23 protein-coding genes are annotated in these 23,628 nt (G+C 72.5%); 11 read left to right on the top strand and 12 right to left on the bottom strand.

Annotated features, from left to right (window positions below; genetic code table 11):
* Positions 1–118 precede the first annotated feature (118 nt).
* Entirely contained in the window at positions 119–865 is a 747-nt protein-coding gene (locus ACZ6C6_RS02450; RefSeq protein WP_365679571.1) for a bifunctional DNA primase/polymerase, read from the top strand.
* A gap of 18 nt (positions 866–883) precedes the next feature.
* Here ACZ6C6_RS02450 and ACZ6C6_RS02445 read toward each other — a convergent pair whose 3' ends face one another.
* Genes ACZ6C6_RS02445 through efeO form a run of 4 tightly spaced genes read right to left on the bottom strand, consistent with a single transcriptional unit; the run spans position 884 to position 5,159 of the window.
* On the bottom strand, positions 884–1,855 hold the full coding sequence (locus tag ACZ6C6_RS02445) for an SCO2278 family lipoprotein (protein ID WP_469199293.1): 972 nt from the start codon (positions 1,853–1,855) through the stop codon (positions 884–886).
* Entirely contained in the window at positions 1,737–2,705 is a 969-nt protein-coding gene (gene efeU, locus ACZ6C6_RS02440; protein ID WP_469198259.1) for an iron uptake transporter permease EfeU, read from the bottom strand. The genes ACZ6C6_RS02445 and efeU overlap by 119 nt, the downstream gene beginning before the upstream one ends.
* A gap of 30 nt (positions 2,706–2,735) precedes the next feature.
* Positions 2,736–4,001 (bottom strand): iron uptake transporter deferrochelatase/peroxidase subunit, encoded by a 1,266-nt coding sequence (gene efeB, locus ACZ6C6_RS02435; RefSeq protein ID WP_469198257.1) that lies wholly within the window; start codon positions 3,999–4,001, stop codon positions 2,736–2,738.
* A gap of 21 nt (positions 4,002–4,022) precedes the next feature.
* The gene (efeO, locus tag ACZ6C6_RS02430; protein ID WP_469198255.1) at positions 4,023–5,159 is read right to left on the bottom strand and encodes an iron uptake system protein EfeO; all 1,137 of its coding nucleotides are present in this window, start codon (positions 5,157–5,159) and stop codon (positions 4,023–4,025) included.
* Between the two features lie 278 nt (positions 5,160–5,437).
* On the opposite strand from efeO, the gene ACZ6C6_RS02425 reads away from it, so the two are divergent.
* The gene (locus ACZ6C6_RS02425) at positions 5,438–6,109 is read left to right on the top strand and encodes a PhzF family phenazine biosynthesis protein (protein ID WP_469198253.1); all 672 of its coding nucleotides are present in this window, start codon (positions 5,438–5,440) and stop codon (positions 6,107–6,109) included.
* 47 nt (positions 6,110–6,156) lie between these two features.
* Here ACZ6C6_RS02425 and ACZ6C6_RS02420 read toward each other — a convergent pair whose 3' ends face one another.
* Positions 6,157–6,876, bottom strand: a complete 720-nt coding sequence (locus ACZ6C6_RS02420) for a TetR/AcrR family transcriptional regulator (RefSeq protein WP_469198251.1) — start codon at positions 6,874–6,876, stop codon at positions 6,157–6,159.
* Between the two features lie 144 nt (positions 6,877–7,020).
* Here ACZ6C6_RS02420 and ACZ6C6_RS02415 point away from each other — a divergent pair, with 144 nt between their 5' ends.
* Positions 7,021–7,908: an NAD(P)H-binding protein gene (locus ACZ6C6_RS02415; RefSeq protein ID WP_469198249.1), complete on the top strand. Its 888-nt coding sequence runs from the start codon at positions 7,021–7,023 to the stop codon at positions 7,906–7,908.
* Here ACZ6C6_RS02415 and map read toward each other — a convergent pair.
* Entirely contained in the window at positions 7,895–8,752 is an 858-nt protein-coding gene (gene map / locus ACZ6C6_RS02410; RefSeq protein ID WP_469198247.1) for a type I methionyl aminopeptidase, read from the bottom strand. The genes ACZ6C6_RS02415 and map overlap by 14 nt on opposite strands.
* Before the next feature lie 58 nt (positions 8,753–8,810).
* On the opposite strand from map, the gene ACZ6C6_RS02405 reads away from it, so the two are divergent.
* The gene (locus tag ACZ6C6_RS02405; RefSeq protein ID WP_469199291.1) at positions 8,811–9,047 is read left to right on the top strand and encodes a hypothetical protein; all 237 of its coding nucleotides are present in this window, start codon (positions 8,811–8,813) and stop codon (positions 9,045–9,047) included.
* Between the two features lie 38 nt (positions 9,048–9,085).
* Here ACZ6C6_RS02405 and ACZ6C6_RS02400 read toward each other — a convergent pair whose 3' ends face one another.
* A complete protein-coding gene (locus ACZ6C6_RS02400; RefSeq protein WP_469198245.1) occupies positions 9,086–10,396 on the bottom strand; it encodes an MFS transporter in 1,311 nt (436 codons plus the stop codon).
* 64 nt (positions 10,397–10,460) lie between these two features.
* Positions 10,461–11,066: a hypothetical protein gene (locus ACZ6C6_RS02395; RefSeq protein ID WP_330311793.1), complete on the bottom strand. Its 606-nt coding sequence runs from the start codon at positions 11,064–11,066 to the stop codon at positions 10,461–10,463.
* A 119-nt stretch (positions 11,067–11,185) separates the two neighbouring features.
* On the opposite strand from ACZ6C6_RS02395, the gene npdG reads away from it, so the two are divergent.
* The gene (gene npdG / locus ACZ6C6_RS02390) at positions 11,186–11,896 is read left to right on the top strand and encodes an NADPH-dependent F420 reductase (RefSeq protein ID WP_469198243.1); all 711 of its coding nucleotides are present in this window, start codon (positions 11,186–11,188) and stop codon (positions 11,894–11,896) included.
* Between the two features lie 73 nt (positions 11,897–11,969).
* Positions 11,970–12,155: a hypothetical protein gene (locus ACZ6C6_RS02385; RefSeq protein ID WP_469198241.1), complete on the top strand. Its 186-nt coding sequence runs from the start codon at positions 11,970–11,972 to the stop codon at positions 12,153–12,155.
* Here ACZ6C6_RS02385 and ACZ6C6_RS02380 read toward each other — a convergent pair.
* Positions 12,152–12,940 (bottom strand): site-2 protease family protein, encoded by a 789-nt coding sequence (locus ACZ6C6_RS02380; RefSeq protein WP_469198239.1) that lies wholly within the window; start codon positions 12,938–12,940, stop codon positions 12,152–12,154. The two genes, ACZ6C6_RS02385 and ACZ6C6_RS02380, sit on opposite strands and share 4 nt — an antisense overlap.
* A 56-nt stretch (positions 12,941–12,996) precedes the next feature.
* Between ACZ6C6_RS02380 and ACZ6C6_RS02375 the strand changes: the two genes are divergently transcribed.
* Together ACZ6C6_RS02375 and ACZ6C6_RS02370 are read left to right on the top strand one after the other, a co-directional pair.
* Entirely contained in the window at positions 12,997–13,386 is a 390-nt protein-coding gene (locus tag ACZ6C6_RS02375; RefSeq protein ID WP_469198237.1) for a cupin domain-containing protein, read from the top strand.
* A gap of 123 nt (positions 13,387–13,509) precedes the next feature.
* On the top strand, positions 13,510–16,830 hold the full coding sequence (locus tag ACZ6C6_RS02370) for a BTAD domain-containing putative transcriptional regulator (protein WP_469198235.1): 3,321 nt from the start codon (positions 13,510–13,512) through the stop codon (positions 16,828–16,830).
* 2 nt (positions 16,831–16,832) lie between these two features.
* Here ACZ6C6_RS02370 and ACZ6C6_RS02365 read toward each other — a convergent pair whose 3' ends face one another.
* The 3 genes from ACZ6C6_RS02365 to panB form a co-directional block, all read right to left on the bottom strand.
* Complete coding sequence (locus ACZ6C6_RS02365) at positions 16,833–17,690, bottom strand: ABC transporter permease (RefSeq protein ID WP_469198233.1); 858 nt, start codon at positions 17,688–17,690, stop codon at positions 16,833–16,835.
* Entirely contained in the window at positions 17,687–18,706 is a 1,020-nt protein-coding gene (locus ACZ6C6_RS02360) for an ATP-binding cassette domain-containing protein (protein ID WP_469198231.1), read from the bottom strand. The genes ACZ6C6_RS02365 and ACZ6C6_RS02360 overlap by 4 nt, the downstream gene beginning before the upstream one ends.
* A gap of 167 nt (positions 18,707–18,873) precedes the next feature.
* Positions 18,874–19,758, bottom strand: coding sequence for a 3-methyl-2-oxobutanoate hydroxymethyltransferase (gene panB, locus ACZ6C6_RS02355; RefSeq protein WP_469198229.1), 885 nt, complete (start codon positions 19,756–19,758; stop codon positions 18,874–18,876).
* 180 nt (positions 19,759–19,938) lie between these two features.
* On the opposite strand from panB, the gene ACZ6C6_RS02350 reads away from it, so the two are divergent.
* The 3 genes from ACZ6C6_RS02350 to ACZ6C6_RS02340 all read left to right on the top strand — a co-directional run bounded on the left by ACZ6C6_RS02350 (position 19,939) and on the right by ACZ6C6_RS02340 (position 23,515).
* Entirely contained in the window at positions 19,939–21,543 is a 1,605-nt protein-coding gene (locus tag ACZ6C6_RS02350) for an MFS transporter (RefSeq protein WP_469198227.1), read from the top strand.
* 114 nt (positions 21,544–21,657) lie between these two features.
* Positions 21,658–22,320: a TetR/AcrR family transcriptional regulator gene (locus ACZ6C6_RS02345; protein ID WP_469198225.1), complete on the top strand. Its 663-nt coding sequence runs from the start codon at positions 21,658–21,660 to the stop codon at positions 22,318–22,320.
* A gap of 166 nt (positions 22,321–22,486) precedes the next feature.
* Positions 22,487–23,515: an endonuclease/exonuclease/phosphatase family protein gene (locus ACZ6C6_RS02340; protein ID WP_469198223.1), complete on the top strand. Its 1,029-nt coding sequence runs from the start codon at positions 22,487–22,489 to the stop codon at positions 23,513–23,515.
* The last annotated feature ends 113 nt before the right edge of the window (positions 23,516–23,628 follow it).

Raw genomic sequence — 23,628 nt, 5'->3', positions numbered from 1 at the left:
GCGTGTGATAGTGCCCCCCGTGCGGCATCGGCCGTCCCACCCCGCTTCCGGACTCTGGCCACCCGAGGCGCAGGATGGTGGGACCATGGGCAGGGGCAACGCAAAGGCAAGGGGATAGATGGGCGCCGATTTCGGCCGTAGTCGCGGCTCAGAGAGCAAGATTTCCCAGTGGCTGCGGCGACGACCCAAACCGCAGCAGCGCGAGGTCGACGACACCGCGCGGGAGGCGCTGCTCCTGGCCGTCGCCGAGGCCGGAATGCCGATCGCGCCCGCCGCCCACCCGGTCGGCTACCGATGTTCGTGCGAACGCATCGGCTGTCCCACCCCGGCCCGCCATCCGCTCTCCTTCGCCTGGCAGACGCAGTCCACCACCGACCGGGCCCAGATCGAGCGCTGGGCCCGCAGCCAGCCGCAGGCCAACTTCATCACCGCGACCGGCATGATCCACGACGTCCTCGACGTCCCGCTGGCGGCCGGTGAGCAGGCCCTCGAACGGCTCCTCGCGGCCGGGGTCGAGGTGGGGCCCGTGGCCCGCTCCGGCGACGACCGGATGCTGTTCTTCACCGCGACGCGCGGCACCCCGGAGGACGAGGACGAGTGGTGGCCGTGCGAGCTGGACTGCCATCCCGAGACGATGGACGAGCACCCGGGCCTGCGCTGGCACTGCCGCGGCAGCTACGTCCTGCTGCCCCCGGCCCAGCTCCCCGGTGAGCTGGACGTCGCCTGGCTGCGCGGCCCGGAGCACCCGCTGCCCGACCCGCTGACGCTCCTGGAGACCCTGACGGACGCCTGCGCGCGGTTCGTCGGCTCCGAGGGCCAGAGCGAGGTCGACCACGAATCGGTGGCCTGGCCGCTGCGCCGGTGACCGGAGGCCGTACCGCCGCTACGAGCCCTTCGCCGAGGTCAGCCCGGGCAGCCGGCTGAGCACGGTCACCCTGCCCGTGCCGGCGCCCTTCTTCGGCACGTACACCAACTGGCTGGATACCCGCTCCTTGGTCAGCGTGCTCTTCACCTCGCCGGTGAGCAGCGCCTCCACATCGGGATCGACCGCCGGGCGCAGCCCCTGCGCGGCGGTCTGCCGTTCGAAGTGCCTGCTGCTGAAGAAGACCAGCGCCCCGCCGTCCTTGGTGGCCACCCCCAGCGGGGCGTACGCGCCGCCGTCCAGCGGCTGGTCGGCGTACTGGTACGAGAACCCGGCCCGCCGGGTGTTCTGCCGCGCCTCCCGCCACTCCGAGGTCGCCGCCCCCGGCGCGAACACGTCCGGGGCGCCGCTCTGGAGGTACTGCGTGTAGCGCGTGCCGAGATCGCGCGGGGCCACGACCAGCCCCGGTCCGTCCGCCGCGACCGGGACGGCGTCCTCGGCGAGGGCGGGCAGCCGGTCCTCGGCGACGACCGACAGATAGGCGGCCTTCCAGCCCGCGTCGGGGCCGGCCTTCGTGAACGCGAGCAGCCAGCGGCCGTTCCGCCCGCCCTCGTCCGCGTCGCGGTTGGACTCCGTGTCGGCGAGGAACCAGCGCGGCCAGCCCGCCTTCTCGGGGATGACGAAACGGGCATCGGTCAGCTTCAGCGGCTGGTGCCGGGAGTTGCCGGAGGGCGCTATCCGGTGCCGGGCCTTCAGCCCCGCCTGGTTGACGGCGCCGAGCGAGCCCGTCACCACGTCCGCGTCCAGCGCCGGATCGTAGGCCTTGTCGGCAGCGTTGTACGCGGCGGTGAAGTCCTTCAGCGCCCGGGCGGCCTCAGCCCGCGTCGCCCCCGGTACGACTGCCCGCTCGCCGTGCACCGTCACGCACCCGCTCGCCGTCAGGCTCAGCACCGTCGCCACCGCGAGCCCCGTCGCCCGCCGCACCGGCCCCAGACTTCTCATCCGCTGCTTTCCGCGCCTTCTGATCCGTCGCCACTGACCGTCCGAACCCTACCGGGGACAGGAACAGCGCGAGGGCCGGGACCAGATACAGCGCCCAGACGGTGAGTTGGAGGACGGTGGGGTCCGGCTGGAAGTTGAACGTGCCCTTCAGCAGCGTCCCGTACCAGCTGTCCGGCGGAATCGTGGAGCTGATGTCGAACGCCCGGTTCTGCAGACCGCCCAGGAACTCCGCCTCCTGGAGGTCGTGCACGCCGTACGCCAGCACGCCCGCGGCGACGACCACCAGCATCCCGCCGGTCCAGGTGAAGAACTTCGCCAGGTTGATCTTCAGCGCGCCCCGGTAGAACAGCCAGCCCAGCACGACCGCCGTGACGATGCCGAGCAGCGCGCCGATCATCGGATGCCAGCCGTCGTCCGCCGCGTGCACCGCCCGCCACACGAACAGCGAGGTCTCCAGGCCCTCCCGGCCGACCGCGAGCAGCGCGGTCGCGACGAGCGCGCCGGTGCCCATGGCGAGCGCCGCGTCCAGCTTGCCGTGCAGCTCCGCCTTGAGGTGGCGGGCGGTCCGCCGCATCCAGAAGACCATCCACGTCACCAGGCCCACCGAGACGATGGAGAGCGAACCGCCCAGCGCCTCCTGGGCCTTGAACGTCATCTCCTGCGAGCCGAACTCAAGACCGGCGCCGAAGCCCAGGCTGACGACGACCGCGATCGACACGCCGATCCAGATCGGCACCAGCTTGTCGCGGTTGCCGGTCTTCACCAGGTACGCGATGAGAATGCAGACGACCAGGCTGGCCTCAAGGCCCTCACGCAGCCCGATCAGGAAGTTGCTGAACACGTCTCGGTTCCCTTTCCGCTTCGAGTCCCGTTACGAGAACAGCGCCCGGCCCCACCAGTCGTCCTTGTCGCGGACGCCCGGCGGGACGGCGAAATGCGCCGAACCCACGTGCTGGATGTACTCGTTGAGTGCGTCGTGTGCCGCCAGGCGCCGTTGCAGGGGGATGAACGCCTTGCGGGTGTCGCGCTGGTAGGCCAGGAAGAACAGCCCCGCGTCGAGCCGGCCGAGGCCGTCGGTGCCGTCCGTGAAGGAGTAGCCCCGGCGCAGGATCGTCGCCCCGTCGTTGCTGTCCGGGTGGGCGAGGCGCACGTGCGCGGTCGGCAGCATCGCCTTCAGGAACGGCTCGTCGCGCTCCTTCGACCTGCCGACCGGCGCGCCCTCGCCCTTGTCGCGGCCGAAGACGTCCTCCTGCTCCTGGAGCGGGGCGCGGTCCCAGGTCTCGATGTGCATCCGGATGCGCCGGGCCACCAGGTACGAGCCCCCGGTCATCCACGCGGGCCCGTCCCCGGCACCGGCCCACACATGGCGGTCCAGGGCGGCGGTGTCGGTGCCGGAGATGTTCCGGGTGCCGTCCTTGAAGCCCATCATGTTGCGCGGGGTCTGGGCGTCCGGCGTGGTCGAGGAGGTCTTGCCGAAGCCCAGCTGCGACCAGCGGATCGCGGCGCGGCCCATGCCGATCCTGGCGAGGTTGCGGATGGCGTGCACGGCCACCTGCGGGTCGTCCGCGCACGCCTGGACGCACAGGTCGCCGCCGCTGCGGGCCTTGTCGATGTTGTCGCCGGGGAACTTCGGCAGGTCCACCAGCGCCCCGGGCCGCTGCCCGTCGAGGCCGAACCGGTCCTTCGCGAACAGCGAGGGCCCGAAGCCGATGGTCAGCGTCAGCCGGGACGGCCTCAGCCCCAGCGCCTCGCCGGTGTCGTCCGGTGGCGCCTCGGGCAGACCCCCGTACGCCCCGTCGCCGACCGCGTGCCCGGCGGTCATCCGCTCGGCCGCCCGGGTCCACTCCTTGAGCAGCGCGACCAGTTCGGCCCGGTCCTTCGTCGTGACGTCGAACGCGGCGAAGTGCAGCCGGTCCTGGACCGCGGTGGCGATCCCGGCCTGGTGCGCGCCGTGGAAGGGCACCGCGGCGCCGCTGTCCGCGGCCGTCGCCGGGCCGTCGTCACCGGACCGGGCCGCGGCGACGCCCACCCCGGCCGCGGCGGCGCCGAGCGCGAGCCCGGCACCGCCCCAGCCCAGCAGTGCGCGGCGCGACGGGGCGGTGCCGCCGGCGGGTGTCTCGCGGGTCTCGTCGCTCATCCCGAGCCTCTTTCCGGCCGGTTACTTCGTGACCGCGGCGGCCAGCTTGGACAGCGGCTCGGCCAGTGCGTTGACCGCGTCCGACAGCTCCTTGCGGTCCGCCTTGCCGACCTTCTCGTAGGAGGTGAAGTCGTACGAGGCGGGGTCCTCGCGGTACTGCTCAAGCAGCTTGTTCAGCTCGGCGAACCGCTTGTCCAGGGTGGCGGTGAGCGCGGAGTCGTTCTTCGACGCGATCGGCTTCAGCAGCTTGTACGACTGCTCGGCGCCCTCGACGTTGGCCTTGAAGTCGACCAGGTCGGTGTGGCTGTAGCGCTCCTCCTCACCGGTGACCTTGCCGGTGGCGACCTCGTCGAGGAGTTCCTTCGCGCCGTTGGCCATCGAGGTCGGGGTGATGTCGGCGGTGCCGACGCGCTTCTGCCAGTCGGCCAGGTCCTTGTAGAGGGCCGGGGCGAGGGCCTTCTCCTCGGCGCCCAGCTTCTTGTCCTGCCACAGCGCCTTCTCCAGGCGGTGCCAGCCGGTCCACTTCTGGCCGTCCTCCAGGCCGTCCTCCCGCACGTCGACCTTCGGGTCGATGTCGCCGAAGGACTCGGCGACCGGCTCGGTGCGCTCCCAGCCGACGCGGGAGTTCGCGTACGCCTTCTTCGCGGCCTCGATGTCCCCGGCGGCGACGGCGTCCGTGAAGACCTTGACCTTCGGCAGGGTCTCGTCGGCCTGCGCCTGGACGTAGGTGCGGTAAGCGGCGACGGCCTTGTCCATCTCCGGGCTGCGCTTGGCCGCCTTGCCGCCGCTGACCTCGATCTTCTGCCGGATGCCGTGGCCCTTCATACCGGGCTTGCAGGCGATCTCGTACGAACCGGCCTTGATCTCGGCCGTGATGGTGGCCTTGGTGCCGGGGCCGATGTTCTCGCGCTCGGCGACGATGCGGTCGTCCGGGAAGAGGACGTAGACCTCGGTGACCTTGGAGCCCTTGTTCTGCACGGCCAGCTCGATGTGCCCGGCCGGGAGCTTCTTCTTCGAAACCTCGCAGGAGTCGTCCTTGGCGACCACCTGCACCGCCCCCTCGCCCTTGCCGTCGCTCTTCTCGGCGCAGCCCGTGACGGCGGTCAGAGCCGCCGCGGTGGCGGCGGCGGTGACGACGGAGAGACGAACGGCTCGCATCGGGGCTCCACTTGAGGATGAAGGAAAAAGAGGAAAAGGACCGGACAAAGCCAGGTGAGGCGGACCTAACTTAGCCGAGGCTTATCTGTCCGATACCCGCCTGTGCAGTGATTCAGCTCTCACTGGGCAGGCCCGGAAACGAGGCGATCACGAGCGACCCATGGGCGTACCTCGTATAGGTAATGTACGGGTCAAGTCCCGGTGGAGGTGTCCCCTTGGGGGCGGATACCGCCGAGCGGACGGCGACCCGGCGTCCGGGCGGATGCTTGAATGCGGGCGTGAGCGACTTCGACGTACCCGCCGGCACCGACATCCTCCGCGTGTTCTGCGGTCCCGACGGGCTGCACGGCAACGCCCTCGGTGTCGTACGCGACGGGCGCCGCTTCCCCGGCCGCGCGGACCGGCAGGCGCTCGCCGGGAAGCTCGGCTTCAGCGAGACCGTGTTCGTGGACGACCCCGAGCGTGGCCGGCTCGACATCTACACCCCGGGGCTCCGGCTGCCGTTCGCCGGGCACCCCGTCGTCGGCGCCGCCTGGCTGCTCGACGTGGAGGTCCTGGAGCTGGAGGTGGGCGACGTGTTCGCCCGCCACGACGGGGAGTTCTGCTGGATCACCGCCCGCCCGGAGTGGGCGCCGCCGCGCACCCTGAAGCAGTACGCCTCGGCCGCCGAGGTCGACGCGCTCCCGGCACCGCCGCCCGGTGAGGGCTGGCTCTACGCCTGGGCGTGGGAGGAGGAGGCGGCGGGGCGGGTCAGGGCGCGGGCGTTCCCGCGCCGGGACGACGGCATCACCGAGGACGAGGCGACGGGAGCCGCGGCCCTGTTGCTGAGCGCGCACCTCGGGCGCGCGCTCAACATCGCACAGGGCCGCGGCTCCCAGATCCTCACGGCGCCCGCGCCGGACGGCACGGTGGAGATCGGCGGCAGGGTCGTCCTGGCCCACCACGGATAACGGGGATCCTCCGGTCCGGGCAGCCGCCTGCGCGCAGGCGCCTTCCGTCAGGCGTGCTCGTCCGGGGCGGCCGAGATGCGGTCGAGCAGTTCGGTCAGCAGGGCGCGTTCGCCCGCCGTGAGGGCGCCGGTCCGGGGGAGGAGGGCCTGGAGTGCCACGGCGGCCGCGGCCGGGCCGGGGGGCGGGGAGGTGGGCGCCTCGGTGGTGATCGCGGCGATGACGGCTTCCCTGGCCAGGTGGGAGACGCTCATGTCCCGCCGGTCCTCGGGGGTGGCGATGAGCGAGAGGGTGGTGCCGCCGCCCACGGCGTGCACCAGGTGGGTGGCGCGCGCCTCGTCGATCCGCAGGCGTCCGGCCTCGGCGATCCGGTGGATGTGCGCGGCCAGGATCTCCAGCGCCGCGACGGAGGCGGGGGACGGGGTGCCCGGGCTGGGCTGGGCGTACATCAGCGTGTACAGGGCCGGGTTGGCCAGGCCGAACTCCGTGTTGAAGTTCCAGCCCCTGCGCAGGTCCTCCACCGGGTCGCCGGTGAGTTCCAGTGCGGCCTTGTCGCCGACGTGGCTCGCGAAGCCGTGGGCGGCGACCGCGTCGAGCAGCCCCTGCTTGTCGCCGAAGAGCCGGTAGATGGTGGGTGCCTGGACGCCGGCCGCGGCGCCCACGGCCCGGGTCGACACCGCCTCGCGCCCTTGCTCCGCGAGCAGCCGGGTGGCGGCGGCGATGATCCGCCGGCGGTTGCTCTCGGCGGGGGCGGGGTGCTCGGTCTCCATGGTTACCGATGATAACGGATCCGTGTTAGCGCTTTGCGTTATCGACGCTACCGTGCAATCGTTAGCGATGGAAACGGTGAGTGGCCGGCGACCGGCCGGCGCACCGGGTCCGTGTCCTCGGCCATGCCCACTTCGGAGGTTCCCGTGATCGTCGTTACCGCCCCCACCGGCCGGATCGGCCGCCAAGTGCTCGATGCGCTGCTCGACGGCGGTGAGAAGGTGCGGGTGATCGCCCGCGACCCCGCGAGGATCGCCCCGGAGGCGCGCGAGCGCGCCGAGGTGGTGCAGGGCTCCCACGGGGACCCGCGGGTGCTGAGTCAGGCATTCGAGGGGGCCGACGCCGTCCTGTGGCTGGTCCCGCCCGACCCCCGCGCCGAGGACATCCGGGAGCACTACCTCGGCTTCACCCGCCCGGCCCGCGAGGCGCTGCGGGCGAGGGGCGTGCGACGGGTCGTCGGCATCAGCAGCCTGGGCCGCGGCTACGGGGCGCATGCCGGGCAGCTGTCCGCCGCGTTCGCGATGGACGAGATGATCGAGAGCACCGGGGTCGGCTACCGCGCCCTGGCCATGCCGTTCTTCATGGAGAACCTGCTCCACCAGGCCGGCGCGCTGAGGGCCGGGGGCGTGCTGTCCGTGCCGGTCGCCCCGGACCGCGAGCTGCCGCTCGTGGCCACCCGCGACATCGCCGCGGTGGCCGCCCGCCTCCTCGCCGACGCTTCCTGGTCGGGGCAGGAGACGGTCCCGCTCATCGGCCCCGACTCCTTGACGCCCGTCGGGATGGCCCGGGTCCTGTCCGAGGTCCTGGAGCGCCCGGTCCGCTTCGAGCGGCCCGACGGCGAGGAGTACAAGGCGGCCCTGACGGGGTACGGCATGCACGATGCCTGGGCGCAGGGCCTGCTCGACATGGCCGCCGCCCAGGACGACGGCATCTACGAGCCCGAGTGGCGGGCCCTGACCGCCCCGGCCCCCACCGGCTTCCGCCAGTGGTGCCGGGAGGTGCTCCTGCCCGCCGCGGAGGCTACGGCAGCGTGAGGATGTCCGCGCCGGTCTCCGTCACCACGAGCGTGTGCTCGAACTGCGCGGTGCGCTTGCGGTCCTTCGTCACCACGGTCCAGCCGTCGTCCCACATGTCGTAGTCGTGGCTGCCGAGGGTCAGCATCGGCTCGATGGTGAACGTCATGCCGGGCCGCATCACCGTCGTCGCGTGCGGGCTGTCGTAGTGCGGCACGATCAGCCCGGAGTGGAACGAGGAGTTGATCCCGTGTCCGGTGAAGTCCCGCACCACGCCGTACCCGAAGCGCTTCGCGTACGACTCGATGACCCGCCCGATGACGTTGATCTGACGCCCCGGCTTCACGGCCTTGATCGCGCGCCGCAGCGACTCCTCGGTGCGCTCGACGAGCAGCCGCGACTCCTCGTCCACCTCGCCGCAGAGGTACGTCGCGTTGTTGTCGCCGTGCACCCCGTTGATGTACGCGGTCACGTCGAGGTTCACGATGTCGCCGTCGCGCAGCACGGTGGAGTCCGGGATGCCGTGGCAGATCACCTCGTTGAGCGACGTGCACAGCGACTTGGGGAAGCCGCGGTAGCCCAGCGTCGACGGGTAGGCGCCGTGGTCGCACATGAACTCGTGGGCGACGCGGTCGAGTTCGTCCGTGGTGACACCCGGGGCGATGTGCTTGGCGGCCTCGGCCATCGCCTGCGCGGCGATGCGTCCCGCGATGCGCATGCGCTCGATGGTGTCGGTGTCCTGCACCTCCGGACCTGTGTACGGCGTCGGAGCCGGCTTGCCCACATACTCGGGACGCCGGATGTTTCCGGGCACGGAACGGACGGGAGTGATCTCCCCTGGTACGAGCAGCGACTGGCCAGACATGCCAGCGAGTCTAACCAGCGTGTCCGGGGCACCATGGCACAGAGGAAAGGAACCGATGATGGCCCTGTTCAAGAAGCGCACGGTCGGCAAGCCGGGCGAGTGGTTCTACTGCCTGGAGCACAAGAAGGTCGAGGAAGGCCCCGACTGCCCGGCCAAGGACCGCTTCGGCCCGTACGCCTCCCGGCAGGAGGCGCAGCACGCGATGGAGACCGCCCAGGAACGGAACCTGGAGTGGGACACGGACCCCAAGTGGCACGACCGCAAGGGCCCGGACGAGGACGGCCGGGCGGGCTGACGGCCCGGTGCGGGCCCGGGGGCCCCGCGCCCCCGGCCTCAGGCCGCCGGTTCCACGTCCAGGCCGTCCGCGCGCTGGGCGCGCCTGCGCAGCGCGTCCTCGTCCGTCGCCGAGTCGTACGTGAGGAGCTTCGGGAGCGCCGCCGCCAGCAGCGCCACCGACGCGACGCAGGCCACGCCCCCGGTCCAGATCGCGGGCCGGGTCCCGGTCCAGCCCGCCATCCCGCCCGCCCGGACCTGACCGAGCTGCGGTCCGACGCTGTACGAGAGCACCTCGATGCCCGCGAGACGGCCCCGCAGCTCCTCCGGGATCGTCTGGTTCCAGATGGTCGACCGGCCGAGACCGCTGAGCATGTCGCCCGCCCCGGCGAACCCGAGGCACACCAGCACCAGCCACACGTTCCCGAACCAGCCGGCCGCCGCGATCGACAGCCCCCAGACGGCGGCGCCGAACACGACGAACAGCCCGTGCCGGCGCACCCGCGAGGTCCACCCGCTGGTCAGGCCCAGCACCAGCGAGCCGACCGAGCCCGCCGCGTACATCAGGCCCAGCGACCAGTCGGCGTCCAGCTCGTCCGCGAGGAACGGGAAGACCGTGTTGGGGAACGCGAAGAACATCGCGGCCATGTCGATCGCGTATGTCCCGAGCAGCACCGGCCGGCTCCAGGCGTAGCGGGCGCCCTCCACGATGCCGCGCAGCGACGGCTTCCGCCCCTCCTCGGCGGGCGGCGCGGGGGAGAGCCTGCGGCACATCAGCACCGAGGCGGCGAAGGTGACCACCGTGATGGAGTACGCCGTGGCGTGCCCGGCGTAGGCCACCACCAGACCGGCCAGCGACGGGCCCATGATCGCCCCGGCCTGCCAGCGCAGCGAGTTCAGCGCGGCGGCCGCCGGAAGCTGGTCGTGCGGCACGATCCGGGCCATCAGCGAGTCCAGCGCGGGCCGCTGGAGCCCGGCGAGCGCGGAGACCCCGCCCGCCACCACATACAGCGGCCACAGCATCGGGTCGGGCAGGGCCGCGTTCACCAGCAGGATCACCGCGAGCAGCCCGAGCCCGGCCTCGGTGGCCAGGATGATCTTCCGCCGGTCGGCGGCGTCGGCGAGCGCGCCCCCGTACAGACCGCACAGGACGAGCGGCACCAGCTCCACCGCGCCCATCGCGCCGACGGCGAGCGGGGAGCCGGTGAGGTCCTTGATCTGGAGCGGCAGCGCGATGAGCGCCATGAAGCTGCCGAAGTAGGTGACGATGCCCTGCACCCACAGCAACCGGAAGTCGGCCGACGACCGCCAGGGCGAGAGGTCGGGGAGGAGCGCGGCCAGCCTGGCGGCGAGGGAGGAGCGAGAGGTCACGAGGAGACATGGTCCGTCGTGATACGTGGAGCGTGCAAACGGGTTTCCCGCGGGCCGGGCCCGCTCACCAGCGCGGCGGAGGCGGTGCCGTCAGCTGGTCGGCCAGCCGGGACAGGCGGTCGCGGAACGTGCGCCGCCCGCCGCGCGGCACGGGGGCGCCGTTCTCCCCGGCGGCGGCGCTGACCAGGTGCTGGACCGTGTCCAGGTCCACGTCGTCGCCGTCCGTCACGGACAGCGCCTCATGGGCGAGCCCGCGCACCTGCGGGTCGCCGTTGTCCAGAGAGAGCACCGTCGCCCCGGCGCGCCGGGCGTCGTGCACCCGCTCCAGCAGCCCCTCGCCGGGCCGGTCCGGCGTCACCACGAGCAGCGTCTCGCCGCGCCCGGCCGCCTCGATCCGGCCGAGGCCGACCGCGAGGTGCGCCGGGTCGCCGGGCTCCACCCGGTGGCGCACCAGGGTGGGGCGGAGTTCGGGCAGCCCGGACCAGGTGGACTCGTCCACCAGATGGGCGGCGAGGTGCCAGGGCTCGTACACCTCGGTCCCCACCAGCAGCAGCCCGCCGCCGTGCGGGACCACGGAGGAGCGGAGCGCACCGGCGAACCGCCGGGCGGCGGCGGGCCACTGGGTCCTGGCGAGCACTTCACGCAGCAGCGCCACACGTACGGCATCCATGGCCCGGCATCCTGCACCATGTGGGGGCCCCGGCACCGGCGAAAGGCCGCAGCGCCATCCGTACGGGTGGCGGCCCGGCCCCACCGGCCCGGGCCGTACCTGGCAGTAGTGTCGGGGCCATGACTACGAATGACAACGGCAGCGCGCCCAAGCCCCCCGCCAAGGACCCCTGGGACCTGCCCGACGTGTCCGGCCTGACCGTCGGCGTGCTCGGCGGCACCGGACCGCAGGGACGCGGCCTGGCGTACCGCTTCGCGCGCGCCGGGCAGCAGGTGATCATCGGCTCCCGCGCCGCGGACCGCGCGGAGGCGGCGGCCGCGGAGCTGGGGAACGGCGTCCGGGGCGCGGACAACGCGACGTGCGCGCGGGAGAGCGACGTGGTGATCGTGGCGGTGCCGTGGGACGGGCACGCCAAGACGCTGGAGTCGCTGCGCGAGGAGCTGGCCGGGAAGATCGTCGTCGACTGCGTCAACCCGCTCGGCTTCGACAAGAAGGGCGCCTACGCCCTGAAGCCGGAGGAGGGGAGCGCCGCCGAGCAGGCCGCCGCCCTGCTGCCGGACTCGCGCGTCACGGCCGCCTTCCACCACCTCTCGGCGGTCCTCCTCCAGGACGAGACGATCGACGAGATCGACACCGACGTCCTCGTGCTGGGCGAGGCCCGGGCCGACACGGATGTCGTCCAGGCGCTGGCGGGCCGCATCGCGGGCATGCGCGGCATCTTCGCGGGCCGCCTGCGCAACGCCCACCAGGTCGAGTCGCTGGTCGCCAACCTGATCTCGGTCAACCGCCGCTACAAGGCGCACGCCGGACTCCGCACGACGGACGTCTGAGCCGGACCCGGACCGGCCGGGGGCATGGGGGACACTGGAGGGGACCGCGCATCACCCCCGACAGGAGCCACCCATGCCCCGCCTCGCCCTCTACGCCCTCGTCGTCTGCGTCCTGGCCCTCGCCGCGGCCGTGACGGCCTTCGTCCAGGGCAGCGTGCTCATCGGCGTCGTCTGGGTCCTGCTGGTCGGTCTGTCCTCGAACATGGCCTGGTACTACCTGCGCCGCCGCCGCGCGGAGTCCGCGGACCGGAGCGCCTAACCGGGGACCGCGCACCGCGGGTCCGCCTCCTGCCAGAAGCGGTACGCGTCCAGGCCGCAGTCGCTCCACCAGCCGTGCACGCCCAGGCCGCCCAGCAGGGCGTAGACCGCGTCGAAGAAGGCCCGGTTCAGCTCGGGCACCCACAGCAGGGCGAAGACCGCGATCAGGCCGAACGGGGCGAACGGCTCGACCGCGCGACGGGCCGAGCGCGAGAGCCACGGCTCGATGACCCCGTAGCCGTCCAGCCCCGGGACGGGCAGGAAGTTCAGGATGGCGGCCGTCACCTGGAGCAGCGCCAGGAACGCCAGCGCGTTCCGGAAGGCGGGCGGCACCCCGTCCAGGGCGTCCAGCCAGAACGGCGCGGTGCACACGACGGCGAACAGGACGTTGGTCAGCGGCCCGGCCGCCGAGATCAGACTGTGCCGCCACCGGCCGCGGATCCGGCCCCGCTCGATGAACACCGCACCACCGGGCAGCCCGATCCCGCCCATGATCACGAACAGCACCGGCAGCACGATGCTCAGCAGCGCGTGCGTGTAGGCGAGCGGGTTCAGCGTCAGGTATCCCTTGGCCCCGATGGAGATGTCGCCGCTGTGCAGCGCCGTCCTCGCGTGCGCGTACTCGTGCAGACAGAGCGACACGACCCACGCCCCGGTCACGAACAGGAACGTCGCGAACCCCGGCTGTGCCGCGAAGTCCGTCCACACCCCCCACCCGGCCACGGCCGTCACGGCGGCGATCCCGAGAAAAACCGGACTGATCCGCTGCTGCGCTGCGCTCGCCATGGGCCAGAGCGTAGCCGTCCCCCTCGGACGGAACGCCCCTGCTAGCGTCGCCCCACGTGAACGACAACGTATACGTGGGCAACGCCGGCAAGGACGCCGCACTCGACCGGGGATGGATCCTCGGGCACTTCAAGGACGCGGGCGATCCCCGGCACAGCGAGGACGTCGAGATCAAGTGGGGCGTCCACCCGGTGGGCGACGAGCGGGCGCAGTGGGTGCGCGGGGAGAGCAGGACCGCGCTGCTCGTGCTCATCAGCGGGCGGTTCCGGGTGGAGCTGCCCGGGCGCAGCGTGCTCCTGGAGGAGCAGGGCGACTACGTGGTGTGGGGCGTCGGCGTCGACCACTCCTGGGTCGCCGAGGAGGAGTCCGTGGTGCTCACCGTCCGCTGGCCGTCCGTACCGGGTTACGCGGTCGGGCCGAAGGCCGCCGCGACGCCGGAGGGCTGACCCTGACACGGGGGAAACGGTTCGCTTCCCGCCCCGGGACCGGAAAGGGTGGGGGCCATGACGAGCAGGGGCAGGGGTGGGGCGGCTGTGCGGACACCGGGGCCGGTCGCGGAGAATGGCCGCGTGCGCTACGGCATCCTCGGTCCCACCCAGGCACTCCGCGACGACGGCACGGCCCTGTCCGTCGGCGGGGCGCGGCTGCGCGCGCTGCTCACCGTGCTGGCACTGCGGCCCGGCCGGACGGTCCCGGTCGCCGTGCTCGTGGACGAGGTGTGGGACGGCGAACCGCCCGCCGACGCGGCAGGCGCGCTCCAGGCACTGGTCGGGCGGCTGCGGCGGGCCATCGGGCACGACGCCGTCGCCTCCGCGGAGAGCGGCTACCGGCTGGCCGCCGAGCCGGAGGACGTCGACCTGTTCCGCTTCGAACGGCTCGCCGGCGAAGGCGCGAGGGCCCTCGCGGAGGGCGACCCGGCCCGTACGACGGCCCTCCTGAGCGACGCCCTCGCCCTCTGGCGCGGCCCCGCCCTCGCCGACCTCCCCGACCGGCACGCCGCCGCCGCACGCTGGAACGCCCGCCGGCTCGACGCCCGCCGGGTCCGGCTCGCCGCTGAGCTGGCCCTCGGCCGGGCGGGCGACGTGCTGCCGGAGCTGACCGCGCTCTGCGGCGAACACCCCCTGGACGAACCCCTCCAGGCGCTCCGCCTGCGCGCCCTGCGCGACGCCGGACGGACCGCCCAGGCGCTCGCCGCGTACGAGGAGGTCCGCACCCTCATCGCCGACCGCCTCGGCACCGACCCCGGCCCCGAGCTGACCGCCCTGTACGCCGAGCTGCTGCGGCAGGAGCCCCCGGCCCCCGCGAAGGAGGCCGCGCCCCTGGGCAACCTCCGCGCCCGGCTCACCAGCTTCGTCGGCCGCGAGCGCGACATGGCGGCCCTGCGCGACGACCTGTCCCGGGGGCGGCTCGTCACCCTGCTCGGCCCCGGCGGCGCGGGCAAGACCCGGCTCTCGCAGGAGGTCGCCGACACCGTCGACCCCGGCACCTGGCCGGACGGCATCTGGCTCGCCGAGCTGGCCCCCGTGGACGACCCGGAGGCCGTGCCGGAGGCGGTGCTCGCCGCGCTCGGGGCCCGGGAGACCGTGCTCAGCGGGGCCGGTTCCGGGGAGTTCCGGGCCGCCGAGCGGGCCTCCGGCGACGAGCGCGCGGCCGGTGAGTCGCTGGCCCGGCTCACCGAATACTGCTCGCGCCGCCGCATGCTGCTCCTCCTCGACAACTGCGAGCACGTCATCGAGGCCGCCGCCGCCCTCGCCGACCATCTGCTCGCCCACTGCCCCCGGCTCACCGTCCTCGCGACCAGCCGGGAACCCCTCGGCGTGCCGGGCGAGGCGGTCCGGCCGGTCGACCCGCTGCCCGACCCGACCGCGCTGCGGCTGCTCGCGGAGCGCGGTGCCGCGGCCCGCCCCGGCTTCCGGGTGGACGCGGACGAGGCGACGGCGGCGGCCACCGCCGAGATCTGCCGCCGGCTGGACGGCCTGCCGCTCGCCATCGAGCTCGCCGCGGCCCGGCTGCGGATGCTCACACCGCAGCAGATCGCGGACCGGCTGGACGACCGTTTCCGCCTGCTGACCAGCGGCAGCCGGACCGTGCTGCCCCGGCAGCAGACCCTGCGCGCGGTCGTGGACTGGTCCTGGGAGCTGCTGGACGAGGACGAGCGTGTCACCCTGCGCCGCCTCGCCGTCTTCGCGGGCGGCTGCACCCTGGAGGCCGCCGAGGCGGTCTGCGCCGACCCGGCCGGCCGCTCCGGCGAGGTGGCCCTCGTCCTCGGCTCGCTCGTGGACAAGTCGCTCGTGGTCGCCGCCCCGGCGGACGACGGCCGGATGCGCTACCGGCTCCTGGAGACCGTCGGCGAGTACGCGGCGGAGCGCCTGGAGGAGTCCGGCGAGCGGGACGCCGTCGAGCACCGGCACCTGGTGTTCTACCGCGAGCTGGCCCGTACGACCGACCCGTTGCTGCGCGGCTCCGGACAGCTCGCCGCGATCCGGCTCCTGCAACGCGAGTACGAGAACCTGCGCACCGCGCTGCGCCACGCCGTCGCCGCCCGCGACGAGCAGGAGGCCCTGTGCATGGTGCTGTCCCTGTCCTGGTACTGGCAGATCCGCAACCTGCGCGGCGACGCCCTGCACTGGGCCGACGCGGCCGCCGCCCTCGGCCCCGACCCGTTCGCGGAGCCCGTACGGCCCGCGCCCTCCATCCACGAGCGCTGCACGGACGCGCCGCCGCCCATGCGCCAGGAACTGCTGGAGGAGGCGCGGCGGCAGGTGACCCTGGTCCAGCTGGTCAGCATGGACCACGCGATGGACGAGTGGACGAACGAGGCGAGCATGGCCCGGCTGCGGGCCATCGTCGCCACCTACCGGGCGGGCCAGCCGCAGACCTGCCGCAGCCCCGCCTCGCTCTGGTTCTACGCCGTAATGCTCACCGGCGGCGTCGCCGACCTGCGCCACCTGCTGGACGAAACGGTGCGCGGCGCGCGGGAGTTCGGTTACGAGTGGGAGCTGGCCGCCGCCCTCCAGATGCGGGCCAACGTGCTGGCCAACCGTCCCGACTGGGCCGGGGAGGCCCACCGGGACGCCGACGAGAGCCTGGCGGTCTTCAGCAGGCTCGGCGACGACTGGGGCATCGCCGAGGCGATCTCCTCGCGCGGCGAGGCCAACGAGAAGCAGGGCGAGTACGCGCAGGCGGCCGAGGATTTCCAGGCCGCGATCCGCTCGGCCGAGAAGCTGGGCGCCCTCTCCCAGGTCTCCGTGCTCCGCATCCGCTACGCCTCCGTGCTCACCGAGCTCGGCCGGGGCGCGGAGGGCGAGGCGATCATGCGCGAGGTGCTGGCCGACGAGCGGCAGACCGGCCACGAGGCCAGACCGGCGGCCCGGCTGTTCCTGGCGATGTGGCTGGGCCGGTGCGGCCGGACCGCCGAGGCGCGCGAGCAGTTCACCCGCCTCCAGGAGGAGTTCGCGTCCGAGACCATGGCGGTGTTCGAGGGTTTCGTCCTCGGCGGCCTGGCCTGGCTGGACAACCAGGACGGCGAGTACGCCCGCGCGCTGGAGCGGAGCCGGCGGTCCCTGAAGGGCGTACGGGACCCGCTGACGCAGATGGTCGCGCCGCAGATGGCAGTGATCAACCTGGTCATCGTGGCCTGGGCGCTCGGCGGGCTCGGCGGCGCCGAGCGGGCCGGAATCGCGGCGCGGCTGCTGGGCGCCGGCCGGGTGCACCTGCCCGAGGGCCACTTCATGAACGCGATGGAACGCGAGAACCTGGCCCGCGCCGAGGCGCTGGTCCGGGGCCGGCTCGGGGACGCCGCCTACGAGGCCGCGTACGCCGAGGGCGGCGGCCTCTCCCTGGAGGAGGCCGCCGCCCTCGTGGACGTGGTTCCCGAGCGGAACGCGTGACGTCAGGACTTCTTGCGGAACTTGGAGACCGCGAGCGGGGCCACGGCCGCCGTGATGACCACGGCCCAGCCGAGCGTCAGCCAGACCGAGTGGCCGAGCGAGGTCCCCATCATGAGGCCGCGCGCCGCGTCCGCCAGGTTCGACAGCGGGTTGTAGTCGGTGAAGGACTGGAGCCAGCCGGGCATCGTCGTCGGCGGGGCGAAGATCGAGGAACCGAACTGGAGCGGCATCATGACCAGCATGCCCATGCCCTGAACCGCCTGCGGGGTCTTCATCGCCAGGCCGAGCAGGATGAAGATCCACATGATCGCGGCGCCGAACGCGGCCGACAGGCCGATCGCCCCGAGCAGGCCGAGCACCGAGCCGTGGAGCTCCATGCCGAGGGCGAAGCCCATGCCCAGCAGGATGAGGGTGGCGACCATCATCCGGGCGAGTTCGACCACGATCTTGGCGATGAGCACCGAGGAGCGCGCGATCGGCATCGTACGGAAGCGGTCCATGACCCCCTTGCGGAAGTCGTCGTTGACACCGCTGCCGACGGCCATGGCGATGTTCATGCCCATCATCGCCATCAGGCCGGGGATCAGGTAGTTCAGGTACTCCTGCCGGCCGCCGCCCATGCTGCCGCCGACCGAGCCGCCGAAGACGTACACGAAGAGCAGCACGAAGATGACGGGCATCAGCAGCGCGTCGAACATCGACTCCGGATCCTTCTTGATCTGGAGCAGATTGCGCCGGACCAGGGCCCCGATGTGGCGCAGGTTGTTCCGCAGTCCGATGGAGCCCTCGTCGTGGAGCTTCGTGGCCGGCGCGGAGACGGACGTGTCGGTGGGGGTGGGCGTCAGGGTCGTCGTGCTCATGCCGCGACCTCCTCGGGAGTCGTGTCGGTGACGGTGGCCTTGTCGCCGGTGATGGCGAGGAACACCTCGTCCAGGCTGGGCAGCGCGGTGGCGACGTGGGCCAGCGAGAAGCCCCGGGTGCCGAGCAGCCCGATGACGGCGGTCAGCTGTTCGTCGCTGAGGATCGGTACGTAGAGCAGGCCCTCGTCCGGGACGGCCTGCGCGCCCGCGACACCGTCGAGGCCGGTCTCCCGCAGCGCCTGCGCCATCGGAGCCAGCTCGGCCGGGTCCGAGGGGCGGATCTGCAGGGTGCGGCCGCCGACCTTGGCCTTGAGCTCGTTCACACCGCCGCGGGCGATGATCCGGCCCTTGTCGATGACGGTCAGCTCGTTGGCCAGCTGTTCGGCCTCTTCCATGTACTGGGTGGTGAGGAGCACGGTCGCCCCCTCCGCGACCATGCGCTGCACCTCGTCCCAGACCTCGTTGCGGGTCCGGGGGTCGAGCCCCGTCGTGGGCTCGTCCAGATAGAGGACGGCCGGGCTGCCGATCATGGAGGCGGCCAGGTCGAGCCGGCGGCGCATCCCGCCGGAGTACTCCATCGCGGCCTTCTTCGCCGCGTCGGTGAGCGAGAAGCGCTCCAGCAGCTCGTCGGCCCGGGCCCGCGCCTTCTTGCGGGGCAGGTCGAGCAGCCGCCCGATCATGTAGAGGTTCTCCCAGCCGGACAGCTTCTCGTCGACCGAGGCGTACTGGCCGGTGAGGCCGATGGTGCGGCGGAGTGCACGGGGCTGCTTCACCACGTCGAAGCCGGCGACGACCGCGGTCCCGGCGTCGGGCGTGATGAGCGTGGAGAGGCAGCGTACGAGGGTGGTCTTGCCGGCGCCGTTGGGGCCGAGCACGCCGAGGACGGTGCCCTCGCGCACATCGAGGTCCACGCCGTCCAGGGCCTTGGTCTCGCCGTAGTGCTTGACCAGTCCCCGCACCTCTACGGCGTTCCCGCCGTTCCCACCGTTCCTGGGGGTCTTGTCGATTCGCGTCATGCCGACTATCAGACCAGCCGCCACCGACAGGCCGCCGACAGCCGGCCGACAGCTTGCTCGGCCCCGCCGACAACGGCCGACAGCCCGCCGATGGGGGAAGTCGGCGGGCTGTCGTCGTTACCGGTGGTGGTCGTTGGGGTGCGCCTGCGCCCGGCGCCCCCGCGGCCTCAGTGGAAGGTGTGCTCCGGGGCCGGGAACGTGCCGCCGACGACCTCCTCCGCGTACGCCTTCGCGGCGTCGCCGAGGATCTGCCTCAGGTCGGCGTACTGCTTGGTGAAGCGCGGGACCTTGCCGCCGGTCAGCCCGACCATGTCGGTGTAGACCAGCACCTGGGCGTCGGTCTCCGGGCCGGCGCCGATCCCGATGGTCGGGATGTGCAGGGTGCGGGTGACCTCGGCGGCCAGCTCGGCCGGTACGAGCTCCAGGACGACGGCGAACGCGCCCGCGTCCTGCACGGCCTTGGCGTCGCGCAGCATCTGCTGGGCGGCCTCCTCGCCCCGGCCCTGGACCCGGTAGCCCATGGCGTTCACGGACTGCGGGGTGAGGCCGATGTGGGCCATGACCGGGATTCCGGCGTCGACCAGCAGCTTGATCTGCTCGTGGCTGCGCTCGCCGCCCTCCAGCTTCACCGCGCCGACACCGGACTCCTTGATGAGCCGGGTGGCGTTGCGCAGGGCCTGGACCGGGCTCTCCTGGTACGCCCCGAAAGGCAGGTCGGCGACGATCAGGGCGCGCTTGGTGCCCCGGACGACGGCGGCGGACAGGATGGCGATCTCGTCCATCGTGACGGGCACGGTGGTCTCGTAGCCGAGGTGGCAGTTGCCCATGGAGTCGCCGACGAGCATGACCGGGATGCCGGCCTCGTCGAAGACGGACGCGGTCATCGCGTCGTAGGCGGTGAGCATGGGCCACTTCTCGCCGCGCGCGGTGGCGGCGGCGATGTCGTGGACGGTGACCCGGCGGTTGCTCTTGCCCCCGTACAGCGCCTTGCCGCTGTCGGAGGGGGCACCCGCGGGGGTGGCGGACTGATTCTGCGCAGCCTGAAGCGACATGGCAGGTGGCTCCTTCGTCATCTCGAGGCGCCCTGACGGCGTCCCCGGACCGCTTCCATGGTGGCATCCCGGAGCCGGTCGCGGGAAGTGGGCCGCGCGCCGGTCCCGGAGGACGGGCCGCCGGTAAAGAATTTACAATACGAGACGGTCTCGTATCGGAATGCGTCTAGGCTGCTCCTCATGTCCACACCCTCCGGCGCTCCCGCCGTGTCCCAGATACCGGAGGCGGTCCACCGCCGCCGCTGGGCGATTCTCGTGGTCCTGATGTTCAGCCTGCTCATCGTGGTGCTGGACAACTCGATCCTGAACGTCGCCGTCAAGACGATCGCCTCCCCTTCGCCCACCGGCATCGGCGCCACCCAGAGCGAGCTGGAGTGGGCGATCAACTCCTACACGCTCGTCTTCGCCGGCCTGCTCTTCACCGCCGGCCTGCTGGGCGACCGGCTGGGCCGCAAGAAGATCCTGCTCTTCGGCATCACCCTCTTCGGCATCGGCTCCGCCCTCGCCGCCCTGTCCGACTCGCCCGGCCAGCTCATCGCTTGGCGCGCCCTGATGGGCTTCGGCGCCGCCTTCGTCATGCCGGCCACGCTCGCCGTCCTGATGAACGTCTTCGAGCGCGACGAGCAGCCCAAGGCGATCGGCATCTGGGCCGGCAGCGTCGGCCTCGGCATCGCGATCGGCCCGATCACCGGCGGCCTGCTCCTCGAACACTTCTGGTGGGGCTCGATCTTCCTGGTCAACGTCCCCGTGGTGATCGTCGCCCTGGTCGCTATGGTCCTGCTGGTGCCGGACTCGAAGGACCCGCGCCCCGGACGGCTCGACCCGCTCGGCGTGGTGCTCTCCATCATCGGCCTGGTGCTGCTCGTGTACGGCATCATCCGGGGCGGCGAGCTCGCCGACTTCACCGACTTCTCCGTCCTCCTCCCCGTCGTCGGCGGCCTCGCCGTCCTGGTGGTCTTCGTCCTCCACGAGAAGCGCAGCGCCAGCCCGGCGATCGACATCTCGTACTTCAGGAAGCCCGCGTTCTCCGCCGCCGTCGCAGCGATCGCGCTGGTCTTCTTCGCGCTGATGGGCGTCACCTTCTTCTCCGCCTTCTACATGCAGAGCGTCCGCGGCTGGAGCGCCCTCCAGTCCGGGCTGCTGATCCTGCCGCTGGCCGTGGCCCAGATGATCTTCGCGCCCCGCGCCCGGATCGTCGTCGCCCGCTTCGGCGCCCGCGCCGTCTGCACGGCGGGCATGCTGGCCGTCGCCCTCGGCCTGGCCGCCTTCGCCCTCTTCGACGCCGACACGCCCGTCTGGCTGATGTGCGTCGTCTTCTTCGTCCAGGGCACCGGCATGGCCCACGTCATGCCCCCGGTGACCGTCGCGGTGATGCAGGCCCTGCCGCGCGAGAAGGCCGGCTCCGGCTCGGCCGTCAACAACACCTTCCGCCAGGTCGGCGGCGCGCTCGGGATCGCCGTGCTCGGCTCGGTGCTGTCCACCGTCTACCGGGGCGACATCGAGAACCACCTCGGCGCGCTGCCCTCCGGAGCCCGGGACGCGGCGGGGGAGTCCATCGAGGCCACGCTCGCCATCGCGGAGAAGCTGGGCCCCAAGGGTGCCCCGCTGGTCACCGCCGCGCACGACGCCTTCATGAGCGCCATGCACATCACGGCCCTCGGCTCGGCCGCCGTGGCCCTCGTCGGCACGCTCGTCGTGGCCCTGTGGCTGCCGGGCCGCGAGCCGGACGCGCCCCGGCCCGTACGCGAGGAGGAGCGCCCCGCCACGGCGGGCGCCGAACGATGACGTCCGGCTGAGCCGTCCGGGTGAGCCGGGCCGTGTCACGCGGCCCGGCTCACCCGCGGGGCCCGGCCCCCTGCCGCGTCGGCGAGAATCGGAGGCGGCGAAAGGTGGTTTCACGTGCAGGCTCAGGCACCGGACGAGCGGTCCGGCGAGGTTCCCGGCCCCCCGGGAACCGGGGACGACTCCGAGCCGCGCCGGGGAAGGCCGCGCAGCGCCGCCGCCGAGGCGGCCATCCTGGACGCCGTCGTGGAGCTCCTGGAGGCCGGTGAACCCCTCGCCGCGCTCTCCATCGAGCGCATCGCCCGCACCGCCGGGGTCGGCAAGGCCACCATCTACCGGCGCTGGGCCGGCAAGGAGGAGCTCTTCGTCGACGTGCTCCGCGCCATCGAGCCCCCGGAACCCGAGGTCTCCGGCACCGGCGGCCTGGCCGACCTGCGCGTCCTGCTGGAGTCGATGCGCAGACGCGGCCTCGCCCAGCGCTCCTCCGTACTGCTGCACAACGTGTTCGCGCAGATGAAGAGCCACCCCAAGCTCTGGCACGAGTACCAGTGCACCGTGATAGCCCCCCGCCGCCTCGCCATGGTCGCCGCCGTCCGGCGCGCCGTCGAGGCCGGCGAACTGCGGGACGACACGGACGTGGAGCTGATGGACGACCTGTTCCTCGGCCCCATGCTCGTACGCACCATCCACCGGCCCGACGCGCCGCTGCCCGAGGATCTCGCCGACCGCATCATCGCCCTGGTGATGGAGGGCCTGGCACCCCGGCGCGGACGGATGTGATCGTTACGTCACAGAGCACCGCCATTCGCCGCTCCTCCGGAACTGCCCGAACCGCCTCCCACGTCCTTGTGGCAGTACGACCGCCACAGGCGGCAGGAAAGGCATCGCGTATCCCCTAGGGTCGGGGACGCGGCGATGTGTACGGCAAGGCAGTGAGGACAGCGCGATGGTGCAGGCGTACAGGGCGGACACGGGGAACGGTGTGGGACCGCAGCGCTCCGGCTCCCGCTTCCGGGACCTGCGCGACAGATTCGCCCGGCGCCTGAGGGACCGGGGCACCTGGCGGCGCGGGATCGTGCTGGCCTGCTGCTCGCTCCTGCTGACCCTCGTGATGGCCTTCCACGCCCGGATCCCCAACACCATCGGGAACCTGGGCAGCCTCTCCGAGACGTTCCTGCCCTGGATCGGCGTGTTCTTCCCGGTGCTGCTCGTGCTCGGCCTGCTCCGCCGCTCGGGCACCGCGCTGGTGGCGCTGCTGCTGCCGGTCGTGGTCTGGCTCAACATCTTCGGCGGCCTGTTCACGGACAAGTCGGGCGCCGGCGGCGATCTCACCGTCGCCACGCACAACGTCAACGCGGACAACCCCGACCCGGCCGCCACCGCCGACCAGGTCGCGGGCTCCGGCGCGGATGTCGTCGCCCTCCAGGAGCTGCCCGCCGGCAAGGTGGCGGCCTACGAGAAGGCGCTCGCCGGCCGCTTCCGGTACCACTCGGTGCAGGGCACCGTGGGCCTCTGGAGCAAGTACCCGCTGAGCGACACCCGTCCCGTGGACCTCAAGATGGGCTGGGTCCGTGCGATGCGGACCACCGTCGCGACGCCGGAGGGCCCCCTCGCGGTCTACGTGGCGCACCTGCCGTCCGTACGCGTCAAGCTCCACGCCGGTTTCACCGCCAACCAGCGCGACCAGAGCGCCGACGCCCTCGGCAAGGCCATCTCGCACGAACCGCTCGCCCGCGTCGCCCTCCTCGGCGACCTCAACGGCACGATGAACGACCGCGCGCTCAAGGCGGTCACCTCGCAGATGCGCTCCACCCAGGGCGCGGCCGGCGACGGCTTCGGGTTCAGCTGGCCGGCGAAGTTCCCGATGGCGCGGATCGACCAGATCATGGTCAAGGGCGTCGAGCCGATGTCCTCCTGGACGCTCCCGGCCACCGGCAGCGACCATCTCCCGATCGCCGCCCGCGTCAAACTCTGACGCAACAAGCCGTTTACCGGATGGCACCACTTCTCTGAGAGACTTTGTTTCGTACGGGAACAAGGTCGCCGGCGACGGAGCCGGTCCGCCGCCGTGCGCCCCGCCGACCGGCG

It is taken from the genome of Streptomyces sp. NPDC041814, from assembly GCF_055590565.1.
This window is presented reverse-complemented; position numbering and strand designations above follow the sequence as displayed.